Raw genomic sequence first — 16,067 nt, 5'->3', positions numbered from 1 at the left:
GTGCTTCCCATGTCTGCCGTGTACGACGAATTGCCGTGCGACCCGGGTCTCGATGAAGTCCTCTGGCAGGCCTGGAAGGCGACGGACCTTCCGGAGGGCTACCGGGCCGAGATCATCGAGGGTTCCATCGATGTGTCCCGCACCGGCCCTCGCCGCCACGGCGTTCTCGTCCACCGTCTGCGCAGGGCAGTGGAACCGCGGCTGGCGGGCACCGGTCTCGCCGTCCATCAGTGCGTCGACATCATCCGTGGACGGAAGGTGTGGCCAGTAATCTTCGAAGACCCGGCGCGCGTACTCCTTCGTCTGGAGCAGACCGTTGACGATGTGGGTGTCGTACACCCACAGGCTGACCGCTTTCTTCTCGATGGGGACGAAGCCACGGAACTGCGGCGCGTACCGCTCCTCCTCCAGGTACGGCACCGTCGCCTTCAGCAGGCCCTCGCCGCCCAGGACGTCGTCCACCTTCTCGATCGTCTCGGCGTCCATCGCCCGCTCGCCCCGCTCGAACGCCCCGATGGTGGACGGGGAGAAGTTGGTGTCGCCGCCCAACTCCTGGCGCGACACCCCCCGTTTCTCACGGAGCGTGCGCATCTGGGCTCCCAGCCCGCGCCGCAGGGCCGACGGGAGGGGTTCACTCGGGTTCACAGGCTCGGTCATCGGCTTCACGGCCCTTCACAGATCGCCGTCTGTGACGGCACGACCACTGTTCAGGCCAGCTCCGGGCCGTCACCCTCTGTGGTGTGAACGACGAAATCTCCCCCCGCGCGTGGGCCCCGGACTGGGTCCCCGAGTCCGGCTTCCGACTCCGGCTCGCCGGCGTGCACTTCGATGCCGTCCGCGTCCAGGGCCAGCTCGGCGAGGACATCGCCAAGCAGCTCAGCCGGCTCACCGACCACGACCCCGGGCCCATCGTCTACGAGCTCAACGGCTTTCGCTGGATGTACTTCCTCATCCCGCCCGGGACCGCGCGGGAGCGGAGCTGGCCCTCGTACGCCCAGCGGTACAGCTCGCGCACCCGGCCCGCCGCCGCCTACGTGGGGGTGCCCGCGTTGTACGGGACGACCTGGCCGCCGGCCTGGCGGTCGTTGCCGACGCCCGAGGCTCCGCACGTCGATCCGGAGTTGCTGGAGAAGGTCATGGGGACGACGCCCTGAACCGACCGCTTGAACCTGTTCAAAAACAGGTCTACAGTCAGCCTCGTCAGCAGTTGAACACGTTCAAAGGGGCTGGGGCATGGACCTCACCGTGGTCGCGTACGTCATCTATCTGGTCATCAGCATCGGACTCACCATCTGGGTCGCCCGTACCCTCACCCGCAACGGTCGCGTCTTCATCGCCGACGTCCTCCAGGGCAACGAGAAGCTCGCCGACGCCGTCAACCACCTCCTGGTCGTCGGCTTCTACCTGATCAACATCGGTTTCGTGACCCTCTACCTGCGCTCGACCGAGACCATCACCGAGGCGCGCGGCCTCTTCGAGGCGCTCTCGGTGAAGCTCGGCGTCGTCCTCCTCGTGCTCGGCGTGATGCACCTCGGCAACGTGTGGGTGCTCAACAAGATGCGCCGGCGCGGCGTCATGGAGCGCCGGCAGACCCCGCCGGTCGCCCCCCAGGGGTGGACCGCACCGGCCGGGGCCTGAGCCCCGATGAGCGCGGCCACCACGCCGACCGGCCCGACCGGCCCGACCGAGCCGATCCGGCACCTGACCGTCCTCTACGACGCGAACTGCCCGCTCTGCGTGCACATCCGGCACTGGCTCCTCGGACAGCGGTGGCTCGTGCCGCTGCGGCTCGTCCCCGCCGGATCGGACGCGGCACGGCAGCGGTTCCCGGCCCTGGACCACGCGGCGACACTGCGCCGGATCACCGTGGTCGGGGACCGGGGCCAGGTCTGGACCGACACCGACGCCTTCATCGTCTGCCTGTGGGCCCTGTCCGAGCACCGACCCAAAGCCCATTGGCTCTCCACCCCGGCGGGCCGGCCCTTCGCCCGGGCCGCCATGTACACCGCCTCCGCCTGGCGGGCCGCGGTCCGTACCAACGGCGAGGCCGGTGCGGAAGAAGCGGCCTGTGACGATGCCTGCGCCGTACCCCGATAGGGTCGTACACCGTGACCGATCAGAAGGCTCCGAAGAGCGAGCAGACCCGCACTCTCATCCTCGAAACCGCCCTCCGCCTGTTCCAGGAGCGCGGGTTCGACAAGACGACCATGCGGGCCATCGCCAAGGAGGCGGGCGTTTCGGTCGGCAACGCCTATTACTACTACGCTTCGAAGGAACACCTGGTCCAGGGGTTCTACGACCGGATCTGCGCCGCACACCAGGCGGCGGTCCGGCCGATCCTGGAGAACGAGACCGATCTCCAGAAGCGCCTCGCCGGCGTCCTGACGACCTGGCTGGACATCGCGGCGCCGTACCACGAGTTCGCTTCCCAGTTCTTCAAGAACGCGGCCGACCCGGAGAGCCCGCTCAGCCCCTTCTCGCCCGAATCGGAGCCCGCGCGCAACGCGGCGATCGACATGCACCGCGAGGTGCTGGCGGGCGCGAAGACGAAGGTGCCGGAGGAACTGGCCGACGCGCTGCCCGAGCTGATGTGGCTCTCGCAGATGGGGCTCGTCCTGTACTGGGTCTTCGACCGCTCGCCCGACAGCGAGAAGACCCGCCGGCTCGCCGAGCGCGGCGCGCAGCTCACGACGCGGGGCATCGTCCTCGCCCGGTTCCGGGTGCTGCGGCCGTTGGTGCGGGAGGTCCACGAACTGTTCGCGGACTTCCTGCCGGGCATGGCCCAGACGGCGGTCTCCCGCAAGAAGCGCGCCTCCGACCCGTACCCGCAGGAGAAGGCGTAGGCACCGGTGGCGCGCCGCCGCGTTACAGCCAGTTGAGTTCCGACAGGCGCCAGACGCCCGTGCCGTCGGAGAGGTACTGGGCTCCGCCGACGGCCTCGCGGGACATCACGTAGTCCTTCTTCTGCCAGATCGGCAGGATCGGGATCTGCTGGGAGAGCAGCTTCTGGAGCTCGCGGAAGTCGGTGGCCGCCTCGCCGCGGTCGGAGTGGGTCCGGGTGCGGGCGATCAGGTCGTCGACGGCCTTGTCGGAGTAGCCGTTGTTCATACTGGAGCCGGTGGCGACGAGCGGGGCGAGGAAGTTGTCCGCGTCGGGGAAGTCGGCGATCCAGCCCAGGGTGTAGGCGTCGAATTCACCCGCCGCGTACTCCTTCTGGTAGTCCTGGAACGTGCCGACCACCTTGGTCTTCAGCTGGAACAGGCCGGTGGCGGTGAGCTGCTTGGCGATCTCGTCGGCTTCCCCGACGTTGGCGCCCCGATCGTTGACCCCCAGGGTCAGCGACACCGGAGCCTCGATCCCGGCGTCCTTGAGGATCTTCTTGGCCAGCGCCTCGTCGGGCTTGGGGTAGGTGTCGAAGAACGGCGTGCTGTGGCCGGCGACCCCGGCCGGGACCAGGGAGTAGAGCGGGGTGACGGTTCCCTTGTGGACGTCGGCGGCCAGTTTGGAGCGGTCCAGGACGGCCGCGATGGCCTGGCGCACGGCGGGCTTGGCCACGGTCGACCCGGGCCGGACGTTGAAGATCATGATGCGCGTCTCGGTGCCGCCGGAGACCGCGTAGCGGGTGTCCGTCAGGCCGGGGCCGAGGCCCGCGAGCACCTCGGGCGGCATGTCGCGGTGGGCGACGTCGATCTTGCGGTCCGTCCAGGCCTTGTCGAGTTCGGCGGAGCCCTTGAAGTACTTGACGCTGATGGACGCCGCCGCCGGTTTGGCCTGGCCCTTGTAGGTCGGGTTGGGCTTGAGGTCGGCACTGGCGCCGGCCTCGTACCCGGTGAGGGTGAAGGGGCCCGAGCCGTCGACCTTCTTGCCCTGGCGCAGGGCCTTGGCCGGGTACACGTCCTTGTCGACGATCGAGGCCGCGCCCGTGGCGATCTTGAAGGGGAAGGTGGCGTCGGGGGCCGAGAGGTTGAAGGTGACGGTGTTGCCGCTCGCCTTGACCGATTCCAGGGTGTCGAAGAGCGAGGCCGGACCCTGCTCCGCCTTGATCGCCTTGATCCGGTCGAAGGAGAACTTCACGTCGTCCGCGGTGACCGCGCGCCCGTTGGAGAACTTCACCTCCGGGCGCAGCCGGCACTGGTAGGTGGTGAGCTTCTGCCCCACGAAAGCGCACTCGGAGGCGGCGTCCGGGACCGGCGTGTCGGAGCCGGGCTTGATGGTCAGCAGCGACTGGTAGACGTTGCTGAACAGCGCCCAGGAGCCGGCGTCGTACGCCCCGGCCGGGTCGAGGCTGGAGACGGAGTCGCTGGTGCCGACCCTGATGGCGCCCCCGCCCTCGCCGTCCGGCAGCAGTTGCCACGCCGCCACGCCGCCGGCCGCCGCGAGGACGAGACCTGCCGCGATGACCTTCAGTCGGACAGAACTCATCCCCTGACCCCCGCTATTCACACTAGGCGCTCCGATTATCGGTCAGCCAATCACGGAATATCAGCCACCGGAAGGCCCGTTATGCCTGGTCAGGCCTGGTATGACGCCAGTTCGACCACAGTGATGTCCGACGGCGCGCCGACCCGGACGGGCGGCCCCCAGGCACCCGCTCCCCTCGACACGTAGAGCTGCGTGTCCCCGTAGCGCTCCAGTCCGGCGACGGTCGGGTTGGCCAGTTCGGCGATGTAGTTGCCGGGCCAGAGCTGGCCTCCGTGGGTGTGACCGGAGAGCTGGAGGTCGACGCCGTGCCGGACGGCGTCGTGGATGACGATCGGTTGGTGCGCGAGGAGCACGGCGGTCCGGCCGCGGTCGCGGTCGCCGAGGGCCTTCTCGAAGTCGGGGCCGTGGCCCTCGCTCTGCCCCTGGATGTCGTTGACGCCGGCGAGGTCGAAGTACGGCAGGGCGCGGCGGGCGTTCTCCAGGGGCTCGATGCCGAGTTCCCGGACGTGGTCGACCCACTGTTGGGCGCCGGAGAAGTACTCGTGGTTTCCGGTGACGAAGAAGGAACCGTGCCGGGCCCTGAGCCCGCGCAGCGGCTCGGCGGCCGGGCCGAGGTCGTGCACCGAACCGTCGACGAGGTCGCCCACGATGGCGATGAGGTCGGGTTGGGTGCGGTTGACGGTCTCGACGATCCGGGTGGTGTGGGCGCGGCCGAGGATCGGGCCGAGGTGGATGTCGCTGACGACGGCGATCCGGAAACCCTGCGCGGCGCGGGGCAGCTTGGCCAGGGGCACCCGCACCCGCTTGACGCGGGGGCCGCGCAGCACCCCGTACGTGCCGACGCCCACGGTGCCGAGGGCCGCGGCGGCCGCGGCCCCGCCGACGGTGCGCGAGACGAACCGCCGCCGGGTGAGGTCGGCGGGGGCGGGTTCGGGCGCGGGCGCGGCGGCGGGCGCGGGCTCGGGCGGCTCCGGCGCGGGGGGCGCGGCGGCCCGTACGGGAGTGGCCACGGGGGCGGGGTCCGGTCGGCGCGCGGCGGAGCCGCGCAGCCAGAGCCGGCGCACCGGCTCCGCCACCAGCATCGCCAACGTCAGGTACAGCAGCACGGCCGGCCACATGAACCCGGGCCAGGCCACCGCCCGCTGGAGCCAGAACGGCGCGCCCGCGTGCCCCGCCACCAGCGCGGCGACCGCGAGGACGGGCAGCGCGAACGCCAGGACGGTGCCCGCGCGGCGTGCCGGTCCACCCGGTCGGGTGGTGTCACGGACCAGCCGGACCCACAGCCACCGGTGCACCAGGGCCAACAGGAGCAGTACCGCGAGCGCGGCCACCGCGAAGACGAATACGGTCATCGTGATGCACGCCGCAGCGCCCGCACCCCGCGCAACCCGATCACCCCAACGGCCGTCCCCAGGAGAAAGGACGTGACCGCGAGGAGAAGGTGGACCCAGAAGTACGCCGTAGGGTCACCGGCCGCGTCGAAGGACAGGCCGCTTCCGTTCTTCCACAAATTCCGGACGAAGGTCACCCAGATGAACCAGCTCCACACTCCGAAGGCGAGCAGGAACCAGGAGGCGGCGCGGCTGAGTTTCATGCCCTCAGTATCGGTTTCGCCGTCCGGACGGACACGCCGGGGTGGGCTGTACCGGCGGTGGTCGCGGCGGGTTGACCTGCCCGCTGCCGCGGGCAGCCCATCGGGATGTACGTTCACCTGCGTGTCTGCCAAGAAGACCGCGCTGACGGTCCTGTCCGCCGCGCTGCTGGTCCCCGCCATCCTTTCGGCCCCCGCACACGCCGACCCGGCGGCGCCGCCGTCGGCGCCGGCCGACGGCAAGGGCAAACCTCCCAAGGCGCCCGCGCCGCCGTCGTCGATGTCCAGCGTCGGCGGCGCCGCGCTCGGGCAGCCCGGCACCCAGGTGAGCCTGCTGCCCGGGGCCCCGGCCCTGCCGGCGAACCTCACGGGACGGTCCTGGATCGTGGCGGACGCCGACACCGGCGAGGTGCTGGCCGCGCACAACGCGCACTGGCGGCTCCCGCCGGCCTCCACGATGAAGATGCTGTTCGCGGACACGGTGCTGCCGACCCTCCCCAAGGACCAGGTGCACAAGGTGACCGAGCAGGAGATGGCCGACGTCGGCCAGGGCAGCAGCCTGGTCGGGGTCAAGGAGGACACCGAGTACACCGTCCACGACCTGTGGCTCGGCGTCTTCCTGCGCTCGGGGAACGACGCGGTGCACGTGTTGTCCGCCATGAACGGCGGCATCGACAAGACCGTCAAGGACATGCAGGCGCACGCCGAGGAGCTCCAGGCCCTCGACACGCACGTGGTCTCGCCCGACGGCTACGACGCCCCCGGTCAGGTGTCGAGCGCGTACGACCTCACCCTCATCGCCCGCTCCGGACTGCAGAAGCAGGACTTCCGGGAGTACTGCGGCACGGCGAGCGCCCAGTTCCCGGGCCGGCAGGAGTCGGGCAAGCCGCGCGACTTCTTCGAGATCCAGAACACCAACCGGCTGATGACGGGGGCGGGTGGCATCTCCCCGTACAAGGGCATCGCCGGGGTGAAGAACGGCAACACCAGCATGGCCGGCTCGACCTTCACCGGGGTGGCGCAGCGCGGGAACAAGAGGCTGCTGGTCACCGTGATGAACCCGGACGCCGGCGGGATCAATCCGGTGTACGAGGAGACGGCCGAACTGTTCGACTGGGGCTTCGCGGCGACCGGGAAGGTCAAGCCGGTCGGTGAGCTGGTGCCGCCGAAGAGCGCGGACACCAAGTCGAAGGGGGCGCCGGCGCAGTCGCACGAGCAGAGCCGGGCGGCGGCCGGCGGCGGCGACCCGGGCGACAACGGACTGGGGACCGCGCTGGGCATCGCCGGCGGCGTGTTGGCCGCGCTGGCGGGCGGCACCTTCGCCTTCAACCGGCGGTGGCCCCCGGGCCGGCGCGGGCGCCGGTCGGCGGACGAGGACCTCGTCTAGAGCGCGTCGCCCTTCCGGGCCGGGGCGTCGGCGACGGGTTTCGCCTGGGCGTCGGCGGTGGGTTTCGCCGGGGGCACGTCGGTGGGGGCCTTCTCCGGGCGGGCGTCGTCGGCGGCCGTCCACGCGGCGCAGAACAGCAGCAGCTTGGCCGTGAAGTTGATCCAGAGCAGCAGGGCGATCGGCACGCCGAAGGCCCCGTACATGCTCTTCCCCGCGACCTCCCTGATGTAGCCGCTGAGCAGCAGTTTCAGCAGCTCGAAGCCGGCCGCGCCGATGAGGGCCGCCTGGACCAGCCGGCCCCGCCGCGGCTCGACGCCGGGAAGCAGGGTCAGCAGGTAGAGCAGCAGCAGGAACGCGGCCAGCACGCCGACCAGGAAGGCACCCGTACGCAGGACCACTCCGCCCGCGCCGCGCTGGGGGACGCCGAGCAGCTCGCCGAACTTGCCCACCGCGCTGGCCCCGATGATCGAGGCGGCGGCCGAGGCGAGTCCCGCGGCGCCGAGCCCGAGCAGGACGAGCGCGTCCTTGCCCTTGCGCACGATGGGGTTGCCCTGGTCCTCGTCGTCCTTGTGCCAGACGGCCCGCAGGCAGTCGCGCATCGAGCCGACCCAGCCGATGCCGGTGAAGAGCAACAGGCCGGCGGCCACGAGTCCGACGGTGCCCGCGTTGGCGACGAGCCCGTTGAGGTCGAGCTGGTCGGAGATGCCGGGGACCTGCTGGGAGAGGGTCGTCTGGAGGCGGTCCAGTTGCTCCTGGCTGAGGAGCGCCGCGCCGATGGCGGCGGCCACGGTGATCAGCGGGAAGAGCGCGAGGAAGCTGATGAAGGTGATCGCGGCGGCGAGCCGGGACCAGTGGACGCGGTCGAGTCGCTCGTACGCACGCCAGGCGTGGGTCCGCATCAGGGCTGCCACCAGCGGCCCGATCACCGGGATCTTCGTCAGCCAGTCCATGGGGTCACCGTAAATAGGATGCCGGAAATAGCCGGGATTGCTCCGCTTTGGGCTACGGTCGTCGCTTGTGACTTTTCGCCAGGTGTATTCGATGGGGCATCCGTTTCACGCCCTGGTCCTACGGAGGCTCAGGTTCCGCACGTTCCGGGTCCTTCGGCCCCTCCGTCAGGAGCGGCGTATGACCGTCCCGGCCGCCTCGTTCGTCGGCGAGCCCTGCGCGGGGAAGCCCGCCGGGCCGGGGCCGAAAGGGTACTCGCGCAGCTTCCGCCAGACACCGTCCGAGCCCTGCTCGTAGAGCGCGAACCCGCCGCACAGCCATTGGGCCGAGTAGTCCGCGAGCGTGTCGAACGCCACGTCCATCGCTTCCTCGGAGATCCCGTGGGCGACGGTGACGTGCGGGTGGTACGGGAACGCCAGCTCCCGGTCGAGCGGCCCCTGCGGGTCGCGGAGCCGGCCCTGGAGGCGGGTGCAGCCGGAATCGCCCTCCACCACCTTGACGAAGACGACCGGCGAGAGCGGGCGGAAGGTTCCCGTGCCCTCCAGCCGCATCGCGAAGGCGCGGAAGCCGGCCGCGACCTCGGCGAGGTGGGCCCGGATCGCCGGGAGCCGGTCCGCGTCCACCTCGGTGGGCGGGACGAGGGTGACGTGCGTGGGAATGCCGTGCGCGGCCGCGTCCCCGAAGCCTGCGCGCAGCTCCTGGAGTCGGCTGCCGTACGGCTCCGGGACCGCGATCGAAACGCCGAGCGTTACGGTCCCCACGTCTGTCTCCTCCGTCTGTCGGTTGGCTCTGTCACCGAAGGGTGGTGCCGCCTCAGTGTGGCGGCACCACCCGCCGGACCGCCAGGGCTGTCGTCGGTCAGTGCTTGGCGGGCAGGAAACCGAGCCGGTCGTACGCCTGGGCCAGGGTTTCGGCGGCGACCGCGCGGGCCTTCTCCGCGCCCTTGGCCAGGAGGGAGTCCAACGTCTCCGGGTCGTCCAGGTACTCCTGGGTGCGCTGCCGGAACGGTGTGACGAAGTCGACCATCGCGCCGGCGAGGTCGGTCTTCAGCGCGCCGTACCCCTTGCCCTCGTAGGCGGCTTCGAGGGCGGGGATCGACTCGCCCGTGAGGGTGGAGTAGATCGTGAGCAGGTTGCTGACGCCGGGCTTGTTCGCCGTGTCGAAGCGGATCTCGGCCTCGGTGTCGGTGACCGCGCTCTTGATCTTCTTCTCGGTGACCTTGGGCTCGTCGAGGAGGTTGATCAGGCCCTTGGGGGACGACGCGGACTTCGACATCTTGATCGTCGGGTCCTGGAGGTCGTAGATCTTCGCGACCTCCTTGACGATGTGCGCGGCGGGCAGCGTGAAGGTCCGGCCGAACCGCTGGTTGAAGCGCTCGGCCAGGTCGCGGGTGAGCTCGATGTGCTGGCGCTGGTCCTCGCCGACGGGGACGGCGTTCGCCTGGTAGAGCAGGATGTCGGCGACCTGGAGGATCGGGTACGTGAACAGGCCGACGGTGGCGTTGTTGACGCCGCCCTTGGCGGACTTGTCCTTGAACTGGGTCATCCGGCTGGCCTCGCCGAAGCCGGTGATGCAGTTCATGACCCAGCCGAGCTGCGCGTGCTCGGGGACGTGGCTCTGGATGAAGAGCGTGCAGCGCTCGGGGTCCAGGCCGGCGGCGAGCAGCTGCGCGGCGGAGAGCCGGGTGTTCGCGCGGAGGTCCTTCGGATCCTGCGGCATGGTGATCGCGTGCAGGTCGACGACCATGTAGAAGGCGTCGTGCGTCTCCTGGAGGGCGACGTACTGGCGGATGGCTCCGAGGTAGTTCCCGAGGTGGAACGAACCGGAGGTGGGCTGGATGCCGGAGAGCGCGCGAGGACGATCAGAAGCCATGGCTTCATTCTCTCAGGTGCGACGGCGGGCTCGGGTCCGTCGCCGGCCGGAACCTTCCGGGTCGCACGGCCCGTCCCGGGCCCCCACCGCGATACCGCCGGGTAGCGGCCCGTCCGGATCTTGCCCCGGCCGAGCGACCGCTTTCCGCCGGCCGTTCGCCCCCTGCCGGCGGGGCCGAGCCACTCCTCGCGGCTGCGCCGCCCACCCTCCGGCGGGGGGCCGGCCGCCCGGTGCGGCGGCACCGCGCGCTCTTGTTGTCCCGCGAGGCCGGACCACTCGCTGGGGCTACGCCGCCCACCCTCCGGCGGGGCCGGGCACCTTCCCGCGGCTACGCCGCCGCACCCTCAACCCGGGCGGGGCCACGTCCCTCCACGGTTGCGCCGCGCGCGGTCCGGCCGGGCCGGCCATGCCGTGCGGCGACACCGCCGCTGCACGACGGCGGGGCGCGGCCGCATAAGCCTCGCCGGCGTTTGAGGCGCGGGGTCTGGGGCGGAGCCCCGGGAAACCCGGCCCCGCTGAACACCGGGCTCCGCCCGGACCTCCCCCGGACTCCGTTCGGGGGAGGTCCACTCAAACGCCGGCGAGGCTGGATTTGCGGCCCGGTCAGCCGGCGGGGCCGGGCGACCGTCAGGACAGGGGGAGGCCCGGGGCCGGGTGGGCGGACATCAGGTCCGAGACCTCGCCGCGGATCGCGGCCAGGGCGCGCTCGTCCGAAGCGGCCGCCGCGGGCACCGCACGCGCGATCCACTCCGCCACCACCGGCATGTGCTCCACCGACAACCCCCGCGACGTCAGCGACGGCGTACCGATCCGGATCCCCGACGGGTCGAACGGCTTGCGCGGATCGAACGGCACCGTGTTGTAGTTCACGACGATCCCCGCCCGGTCCAACGCCTTCGCCGCCACCTTGCCCGGCACCCCGCGCGACGTCAGGTCCAGCAGGATCAGGTGGTTGTCGGTACCGCCCGACACCAGGTCGAAGCCCCGCTCCAGCAGCGCGGCGGCCAGCGCCTTCGCGTTGGCGACGACCGCGTGCGCGTACGTGACGAACGCCGGCTGCGCCGCCTCGTGCAGCGCCACCGCGATGCCCGCCGTCGTCTGGTTGTGCGGGCCGCCCTGGAGGCCCGGGAAGACGGCCTTGTCGATGGCCTTCGCGTGCTCCTCCCGGCACATCAGCATCGCGCCGCGCGGCCCGCGCAGGGTCTTGTGCGTGGTCGTGGAGATGACGTCCACGTGGCCCGCCGGGCTGGGGTGCGCCCCGCCCGCGATCAGGCCCGCGATGTGCGCCACGTCCGCGACGAGGATGGAGCCCGCCTCCTTGGCGATCGACCCGAACGCCTCGAAGTCGATCGTGCGCGGCAGCGCGGTACCGCCACAGAAGATGATCTTCGGTCGCTCGGCGAGCGCCAGCTCCCGCACCGCGTCGTAGTCGATCCGCCCCGTCTCCGCGGAGACCCCGTACTGCACGCCCCGGAACCAGGAGCCCGTCGCCGAGACGCCCCAGCCGTGCGTGAGGTGCCCGCCCATCGGCAGGGCCATGCCCATCACCGTGTCGCCCGGCTTCGCGAAGGCCAGGTACACGGCCAGGTTCGCCGGGGAGCCGGAGTACGGCTGCACGTTCGCGTGGTCCACGCCGAACAGGCCCTTGGCCCGCTCGATCGCGAGGGACTCCACCCGGTCGATGTTCTGCTGGCCCTCGTAGTAACGGCGGCCCGGGTAGCCCTCGCTGTACTTGTTCTGCAGGACGGTGCCGGAAGCCTCCAGCACCGCCGCGGACACGTAGTTCTCGCTCGGGATGAGGCGGAGCGTCTCCGCCTGGAGGGTTTCCTCGGCCGCGACGAACGACGCCAGTTCGGGGTCGGTCGCGAAAAGGGCGGGATGGCGGCGCTCTGTCATGGCGGTCCTCCGGGGTCGATGTCTGGTCTCGTCCCCGCGAGGCCCAGGCGAGCGGCCCTGTGTGCGGTCCTGCCCGCACGACTCCCCCGGAGTCGTTTCTCCGTGCGCCAGTCGCCGTGCGTACGCCCCACCCTAGCGGGCGCGCCGCAAGAAAGGTTTCTCCGTCCCCTCCGCGAGCGAACATGGAAGGTGACGCCACCCTCGTCGACTTCCCGCCGGACGATCGGAGACCCCGTGTCGAAGACTGCTGATGCCATCCGCACCGCCGACGCGCACAGCGCGCACAACTACCATCCGCTCCCGCTCGTCGTCGCGTCGGCGGAGGGCGCGTGGATGACGGATGTGGAGGGCCGCAGGTATCTCGACATGCTCGCCGGCTACTCGGCGCTCAACTTCGGCCACGGCAACCGCCGGCTGATCGACGCCGCCCGCGCGCAGTTGGAGCGGGTCACGCTCACCTCCCGCGCCTTCCACCACGACCGGTTCGCGGACTTCTGTACCGAACTCGCCGCCCTGTGCGGCAAGGAGATGGTGCTGCCGATGAACACGGGCGCGGAGGCCGTGGAGACGGCGGTCAAGACGGCCCGCAAGTGGGGGTACGAGGTCAAGGGCGTCCCGGACGGCCACGCCAAGATCGTGGTGGCGGCCGACAACTTCCACGGCCGGACCACCACCATCGTGTCGTTCTCGACGGACCACGAGGCTCGCGACCACTTCGGGCCGTACACCCCCGGCTTCGAGATCGTCCCGTACGGCGACCTCACCGCCCTCTCCCACGCCGTGACCTCGAACACCGTGGCCGTGCTGCTCGAGCCGATCCAGGGCGAGGCCGGTGTCCTCGTACCGCCCGCCGGCTACCTGAAGGGCGTACGGGAACTCACGCGCGAGCGGAACGTGCTGTTCATGGCGGACGAGATCCAGTCGGGCCTCGGCCGCACCGGCGAGACGTTCGCGTGCGCGCACGAGGGCGTCGTGCCGGACGTGTACATCCTCGGCAAGGCGCTGGGCGGCGGCGTCGTCCCCGTCTCCGCCGTGGTCGCCGACCGGGACGTGCTCGGGGTGTTCCGGCCCGGCGAACACGGGTCCACCTTCGGCGGGAACCCGCTCGCCTGCGCGGTCGCCCTGGAGGTGATCGCGATGCTGCGGACCGGCGAGTACCAGCAGCGCGCCACCGAACTCGGCGACCACCTGCACCGGGAGCTGAACCTGCTGGTGGGCGGCGGCGCCGTGACCGCCGTACGGGGCCGCGGGCTGTGGGCGGGCGTCGACATCGACCCGGCACGCGGTACGGGCCGGGAGATCTCCGAGAAGCTGATGGAGCTGGGCGTGCTGGTGAAGGACACCCACGGCTCGACCATCCGGATCGCCCCGCCGCTGGTGATCGGCAAGGAGGACCTGGACTGGGGCCTGGACCAGCTGCGGTCGGTGCTCGCGGTCTGACCGCCGTACCGGTCTAGAGGATGACGTGGGGCAGGAAACGGGCGTACTCGTCCGTGACCGGCCCCGCCGATTCCCGGATGCCGAGCCCCGCCGCCTCCTCCTCGACGACCCACGCGCCGAGCACCACCCGGTTGCCGTCGAAGTCCGGCAGCGGGGCCAGCGCCTGGAATACGTACGTCTCGTCCTCCTCCGCCGCGAACGGCTCCCCGCCCACCGGGTGCAGGGTGACCCCCGCGCCCTCGCGGCCGAGCAGCGGCTTGGCCGCGAAGCCGGTGGTGTGCGCGAGCTCGCGCGGCCCGTCGAGATAGGCGGGCAGCAGGTTCGGGTGTTCGGGGAACAGCTCCCACAGGATCGCCAGCAGCGCCTTGTTGGCGAGCAGCATCTTCCACAGCGGCTCGATCCAGCAGGTGCTGCCGGAGCCGCCGCCGTGATCGTACGTGGCCAGGACCTGCGGACCGAACTCGTCGGCCGCCAGCCACTCCCACGGGTAGAGCTTGAAGCAGCTGCGGATGAACCGCAGCCGGTCGTCCACGAACCGGCCGGACAGGCTGTCCCAGCCGATCTGCTCCACGGACAGTGCGTGCGTGGCCAAACCGGCCTGCTCGGCGGTCTCCTGGAGGTAGGCGACCGTCATCAGGTCCTCGCCGAGTTCGTCGGTCTCGGAGTGGGCGAAGTGGACGGGCCCGGGCGGCAGCAGCTCCGCCTGCCGGCGCCACGCCTCGACGAGGCGCTCGTGCAGGGAGTTCCACTGGTCGGCGCCGGGGAAGCGTTCCTCCATCCAGAACCACTGCGGACTCGCGGCCTCCACCAGCGAGGTGGGGGTGTCCGCGTTGTACTCCAGCAGCTTGGCCGGGGCGCCGGTGTCGTCGTAGCGCAGGTCGAACCGTCCGTACAGGGACGGTTGTTCGGCGCGGCGGCGCCAGGACTCGGCGATGCGCGCGGCGAGCCCCGGATCGGCTATGCCGAGGTCGGCGAAACGGTCGTGCTCGACGATGTGGGCGGCGGCCGCGAGGCACATGGCGTGCAGTTCCTCGACGACGTTCTCCAGCGCCTCCACCTCGGGGAGGGAGAAGGAGTAGTACGCGCTCTCGTCCCAGTAGGGGCGCAGGGAGTCGTCGGGGTAGCGGGTCAGGGGGTAGATCAGGCCCTGCTCCTCGACGGTCTTCTGCCAGTCGGGGCGGGGCTCGATGGTGTGCCGCTTCACGGGGTCTTGCCTTTCCTCAGCCGCCGCCGGAGCCGCTGTGGCCGCCGATGCCGCCGCGGGTGACGGCGGACTTGTCGAAGCTGCCGCCCTTGACCTTGCCGCTGCTGGTGCTGCCGCCGTAGTAGTACGCGCCGCGCCCGCCGCTGCGGCACTCGTTGTCGTTCAGCTTCTGCAACGTGGCGCGGTCGGCGCAGCGCTTGTCGGGCGCGCTGCTGCCGCAGGCCACGAGGGTGGCGGCGAGCAGGCCCATACCGCCGAGGGCGACGGCGCCGGAACGCATGCGGCGCCGGGTGGTGGTGTCGTTGGTGGTGTCCATGTACGGGTTCGCTCCCCCTGGGTGGCTTGCCCGACAGACTAGAGCGGGGCGGCGGGGGGATGGAATCCGGCCGTCGTCACACCCTCGTCACGACGGTGACCTACAGTCTGTTCGTGCTGATTGGGATGGTTTGCGCGCTGGGGGCGGCGGTCTGTTTCGGGACGGCGTCGGTGTTGCAGGCGGTGGCCGCGCGGGCGACGGCGCCGGGAACGGGGTCGGGGGTGGACGCGGCCCTGCTGCTGCGGGCGGTCCGGCAGTGGCGTTACGTGGCGGGGCTGGGCTTGGACGCGGTCGGGTTCGTCCTGCAGATCGTGGCGCTGCGGCACATCCCCATTTACGTGGTGGGAGCGGCGCTGGCGGCCAGCCTGGCGGTGACGGCGGTGGTCGCGGCGCGGCTGCTGCGGGTGCGGCTGAGCCGGGCGGAGTGGTGGGCGGTCGCCGTGGTGTGCGGGGGGCTGGTGATGCTGGGGCTGTCCTCGGGCGAGGAGGGCACCCAGCCGGGGCCGCCCGCGCTGAAGCCGGCGCTGCTGGTGGTGGCGGTGCTGGTGCTGCTCGCCGGGGCGGCGGCGGGCCGGCTCCCGGGCCGCGCGCGGGCGTTGGCACTGGGGCTGGGGGCGGGTACCGGCTTCGGGGTGGTGGAGGTGTCGGTCCGGCTCATCGACGGCGTGGACTTCGCCAACCCGGCCGTGTACGCGCTGCTGTTGGGCGGGGGTGCGGGGTTCCTGTTGCTCACGTCGGCGCTCCAGCGGGGTTCGGTGACGGCGGCGACGGCGGGCCTGGTCCTGGGCGAGACGGTCGGCCCGGCGGCGGTGGGGGTGGTCTGGCTCGGCGACACCCCCCGCGAGGGCCTGGCCTGGCTGGCGGTCCTCGGCTTCGCGGTGGCCGTGGCGGGGTCACTGGCGTTGGCCCGCTTCGGCGAACCGTGACCCTGGCCGGGTGTTTTGCGGGTGCCCTGGCCGGGCGTCTTTGCGGGGCACCGCGGGGGTTGCCC

General features: G+C 71.3%; 16 protein-coding genes and 1 pseudogene. 7 read left to right on the top strand and 10 right to left on the bottom strand.

Features of this window, described 5'->3' with window-relative positions; genetic code table 11:
- Window positions 1–249: 249 nt before the first annotated feature.
- A pseudogene (locus ACFVXJ_RS16870) lies at window positions 250–591 on the bottom strand (Scr1 family TA system antitoxin-like transcriptional regulator); the annotation flags it as partial.
- Window positions 592–740: 149 nt separating this feature from the next.
- On the opposite strand from ACFVXJ_RS16870, the gene ACFVXJ_RS16865 reads away from it, so the two are divergent.
- From ACFVXJ_RS16865 to ACFVXJ_RS16850, 4 genes are all read left to right on the top strand, one after another.
- Window positions 741–1,154 carry a hypothetical protein gene (locus ACFVXJ_RS16865; protein WP_389662415.1) on the top strand — a complete coding sequence of 138 codons (414 nt, stop codon included), beginning with the start codon at window positions 741–743 and terminating at the stop codon, window positions 1,152–1,154.
- A 79-nt stretch (window positions 1,155–1,233) separates the two neighbouring features.
- On the top strand, window positions 1,234–1,638 hold the full coding sequence (locus tag ACFVXJ_RS16860; RefSeq protein ID WP_389662414.1) for a hypothetical protein: 405 nt from the start codon (window positions 1,234–1,236) through the stop codon (window positions 1,636–1,638).
- 6 nt (window positions 1,639–1,644) lie between these two features.
- Window positions 1,645–2,097, top strand: coding sequence for a thiol-disulfide oxidoreductase DCC family protein (locus tag ACFVXJ_RS16855; RefSeq protein WP_389662413.1), 453 nt, complete (start codon window positions 1,645–1,647; stop codon window positions 2,095–2,097).
- Between the two features lie 11 nt (window positions 2,098–2,108).
- Window positions 2,109–2,843 carry a TetR family transcriptional regulator gene (locus tag ACFVXJ_RS16850; RefSeq protein ID WP_389662412.1) on the top strand — a complete coding sequence of 245 codons (735 nt, stop codon included), beginning with the start codon at window positions 2,109–2,111 and terminating at the stop codon, window positions 2,841–2,843.
- 22 nt (window positions 2,844–2,865) lie between these two features.
- On the opposite strand, the gene ACFVXJ_RS16845 is transcribed toward ACFVXJ_RS16850, so the two are convergent.
- The 3 genes from ACFVXJ_RS16845 to ACFVXJ_RS16835 all read right to left on the bottom strand — a co-directional run bounded on the left by ACFVXJ_RS16845 (window position 2,866) and on the right by ACFVXJ_RS16835 (window position 6,016).
- Entirely contained in the window at window positions 2,866–4,422 is a 1,557-nt protein-coding gene (locus ACFVXJ_RS16845) for an ABC transporter substrate-binding protein (protein WP_389662411.1), read from the bottom strand.
- An 89-nt stretch (window positions 4,423–4,511) separates the two neighbouring features.
- Window positions 4,512–5,774 (bottom strand): metallophosphoesterase, encoded by a 1,263-nt coding sequence (locus ACFVXJ_RS16840; RefSeq protein ID WP_389662410.1) that lies wholly within the window; start codon window positions 5,772–5,774, stop codon window positions 4,512–4,514.
- The gene (locus ACFVXJ_RS16835; protein WP_361312280.1) at window positions 5,771–6,016 is read right to left on the bottom strand and encodes an SCO4848 family membrane protein; all 246 of its coding nucleotides are present in this window, start codon (window positions 6,014–6,016) and stop codon (window positions 5,771–5,773) included. The genes ACFVXJ_RS16840 and ACFVXJ_RS16835 overlap by 4 nt, the downstream gene beginning before the upstream one ends.
- Window positions 6,017–6,137: 121 nt before the next feature.
- Between ACFVXJ_RS16835 and ACFVXJ_RS16830 the strand changes: the two genes are divergently transcribed.
- The gene (locus ACFVXJ_RS16830; RefSeq protein WP_389662409.1) at window positions 6,138–7,400 is read left to right on the top strand and encodes a D-alanyl-D-alanine carboxypeptidase family protein; all 1,263 of its coding nucleotides are present in this window, start codon (window positions 6,138–6,140) and stop codon (window positions 7,398–7,400) included.
- Here ACFVXJ_RS16830 and ACFVXJ_RS16825 read toward each other — a convergent pair.
- From ACFVXJ_RS16825 to glyA, 4 genes are all read right to left on the bottom strand, one after another.
- Window positions 7,397–8,350, bottom strand: a complete 954-nt coding sequence (locus ACFVXJ_RS16825; RefSeq protein WP_389662408.1) for a YihY/virulence factor BrkB family protein — start codon at window positions 8,348–8,350, stop codon at window positions 7,397–7,399. The genes ACFVXJ_RS16830 and ACFVXJ_RS16825 overlap by 4 nt on opposite strands.
- Before the next feature lie 165 nt (window positions 8,351–8,515).
- Window positions 8,516–9,109, bottom strand: a complete 594-nt coding sequence (locus ACFVXJ_RS16820; protein WP_389662407.1) for a 2'-5' RNA ligase family protein — start codon at window positions 9,107–9,109, stop codon at window positions 8,516–8,518.
- 97 nt (window positions 9,110–9,206) lie between these two features.
- Entirely contained in the window at window positions 9,207–10,220 is a 1,014-nt protein-coding gene (gene trpS, locus ACFVXJ_RS16815) for a tryptophan--tRNA ligase (protein WP_389662406.1), read from the bottom strand.
- Window positions 10,221–10,847: 627 nt separating this feature from the next.
- Window positions 10,848–12,116, bottom strand: coding sequence for a serine hydroxymethyltransferase (gene glyA, locus ACFVXJ_RS16810; RefSeq protein WP_389662405.1), 1,269 nt, complete (start codon window positions 12,114–12,116; stop codon window positions 10,848–10,850).
- Between the two features lie 234 nt (window positions 12,117–12,350).
- Between glyA and rocD the strand changes: the two genes are divergently transcribed.
- Window positions 12,351–13,556, top strand: coding sequence for an ornithine--oxo-acid transaminase (gene rocD / locus ACFVXJ_RS16805; RefSeq protein WP_389662404.1), 1,206 nt, complete (start codon window positions 12,351–12,353; stop codon window positions 13,554–13,556).
- A 13-nt stretch (window positions 13,557–13,569) separates the two neighbouring features.
- On the opposite strand, the gene ACFVXJ_RS16800 is transcribed toward rocD, so the two are convergent.
- Window positions 13,570–14,760, bottom strand: a complete 1,191-nt coding sequence (locus ACFVXJ_RS16800) for a glutathionylspermidine synthase family protein (protein ID WP_389662403.1) — start codon at window positions 14,758–14,760, stop codon at window positions 13,570–13,572.
- Between the two features lie 16 nt (window positions 14,761–14,776).
- Window positions 14,777–15,076, bottom strand: coding sequence for a hypothetical protein (locus ACFVXJ_RS16795; RefSeq protein WP_389662402.1), 300 nt, complete (start codon window positions 15,074–15,076; stop codon window positions 14,777–14,779).
- Between the two features lie 125 nt (window positions 15,077–15,201).
- Between ACFVXJ_RS16795 and ACFVXJ_RS16790 the strand changes: the two genes are divergently transcribed.
- Window positions 15,202–16,002: a hypothetical protein gene (locus ACFVXJ_RS16790; RefSeq protein ID WP_389662465.1), complete on the top strand. Its 801-nt coding sequence runs from the start codon at window positions 15,202–15,204 to the stop codon at window positions 16,000–16,002.
- Window positions 16,003–16,067: the final 65 nt, after the last annotated feature.

The organism is Streptomyces sp. NPDC058279 (assembly GCF_042881255.1).
In the GTDB taxonomy this organism is placed as follows: Bacteria; Actinomycetota; Actinomycetes; order Streptomycetales; family Streptomycetaceae; genus Streptomyces.
This window is presented reverse-complemented; position numbering and strand designations above follow the sequence as displayed.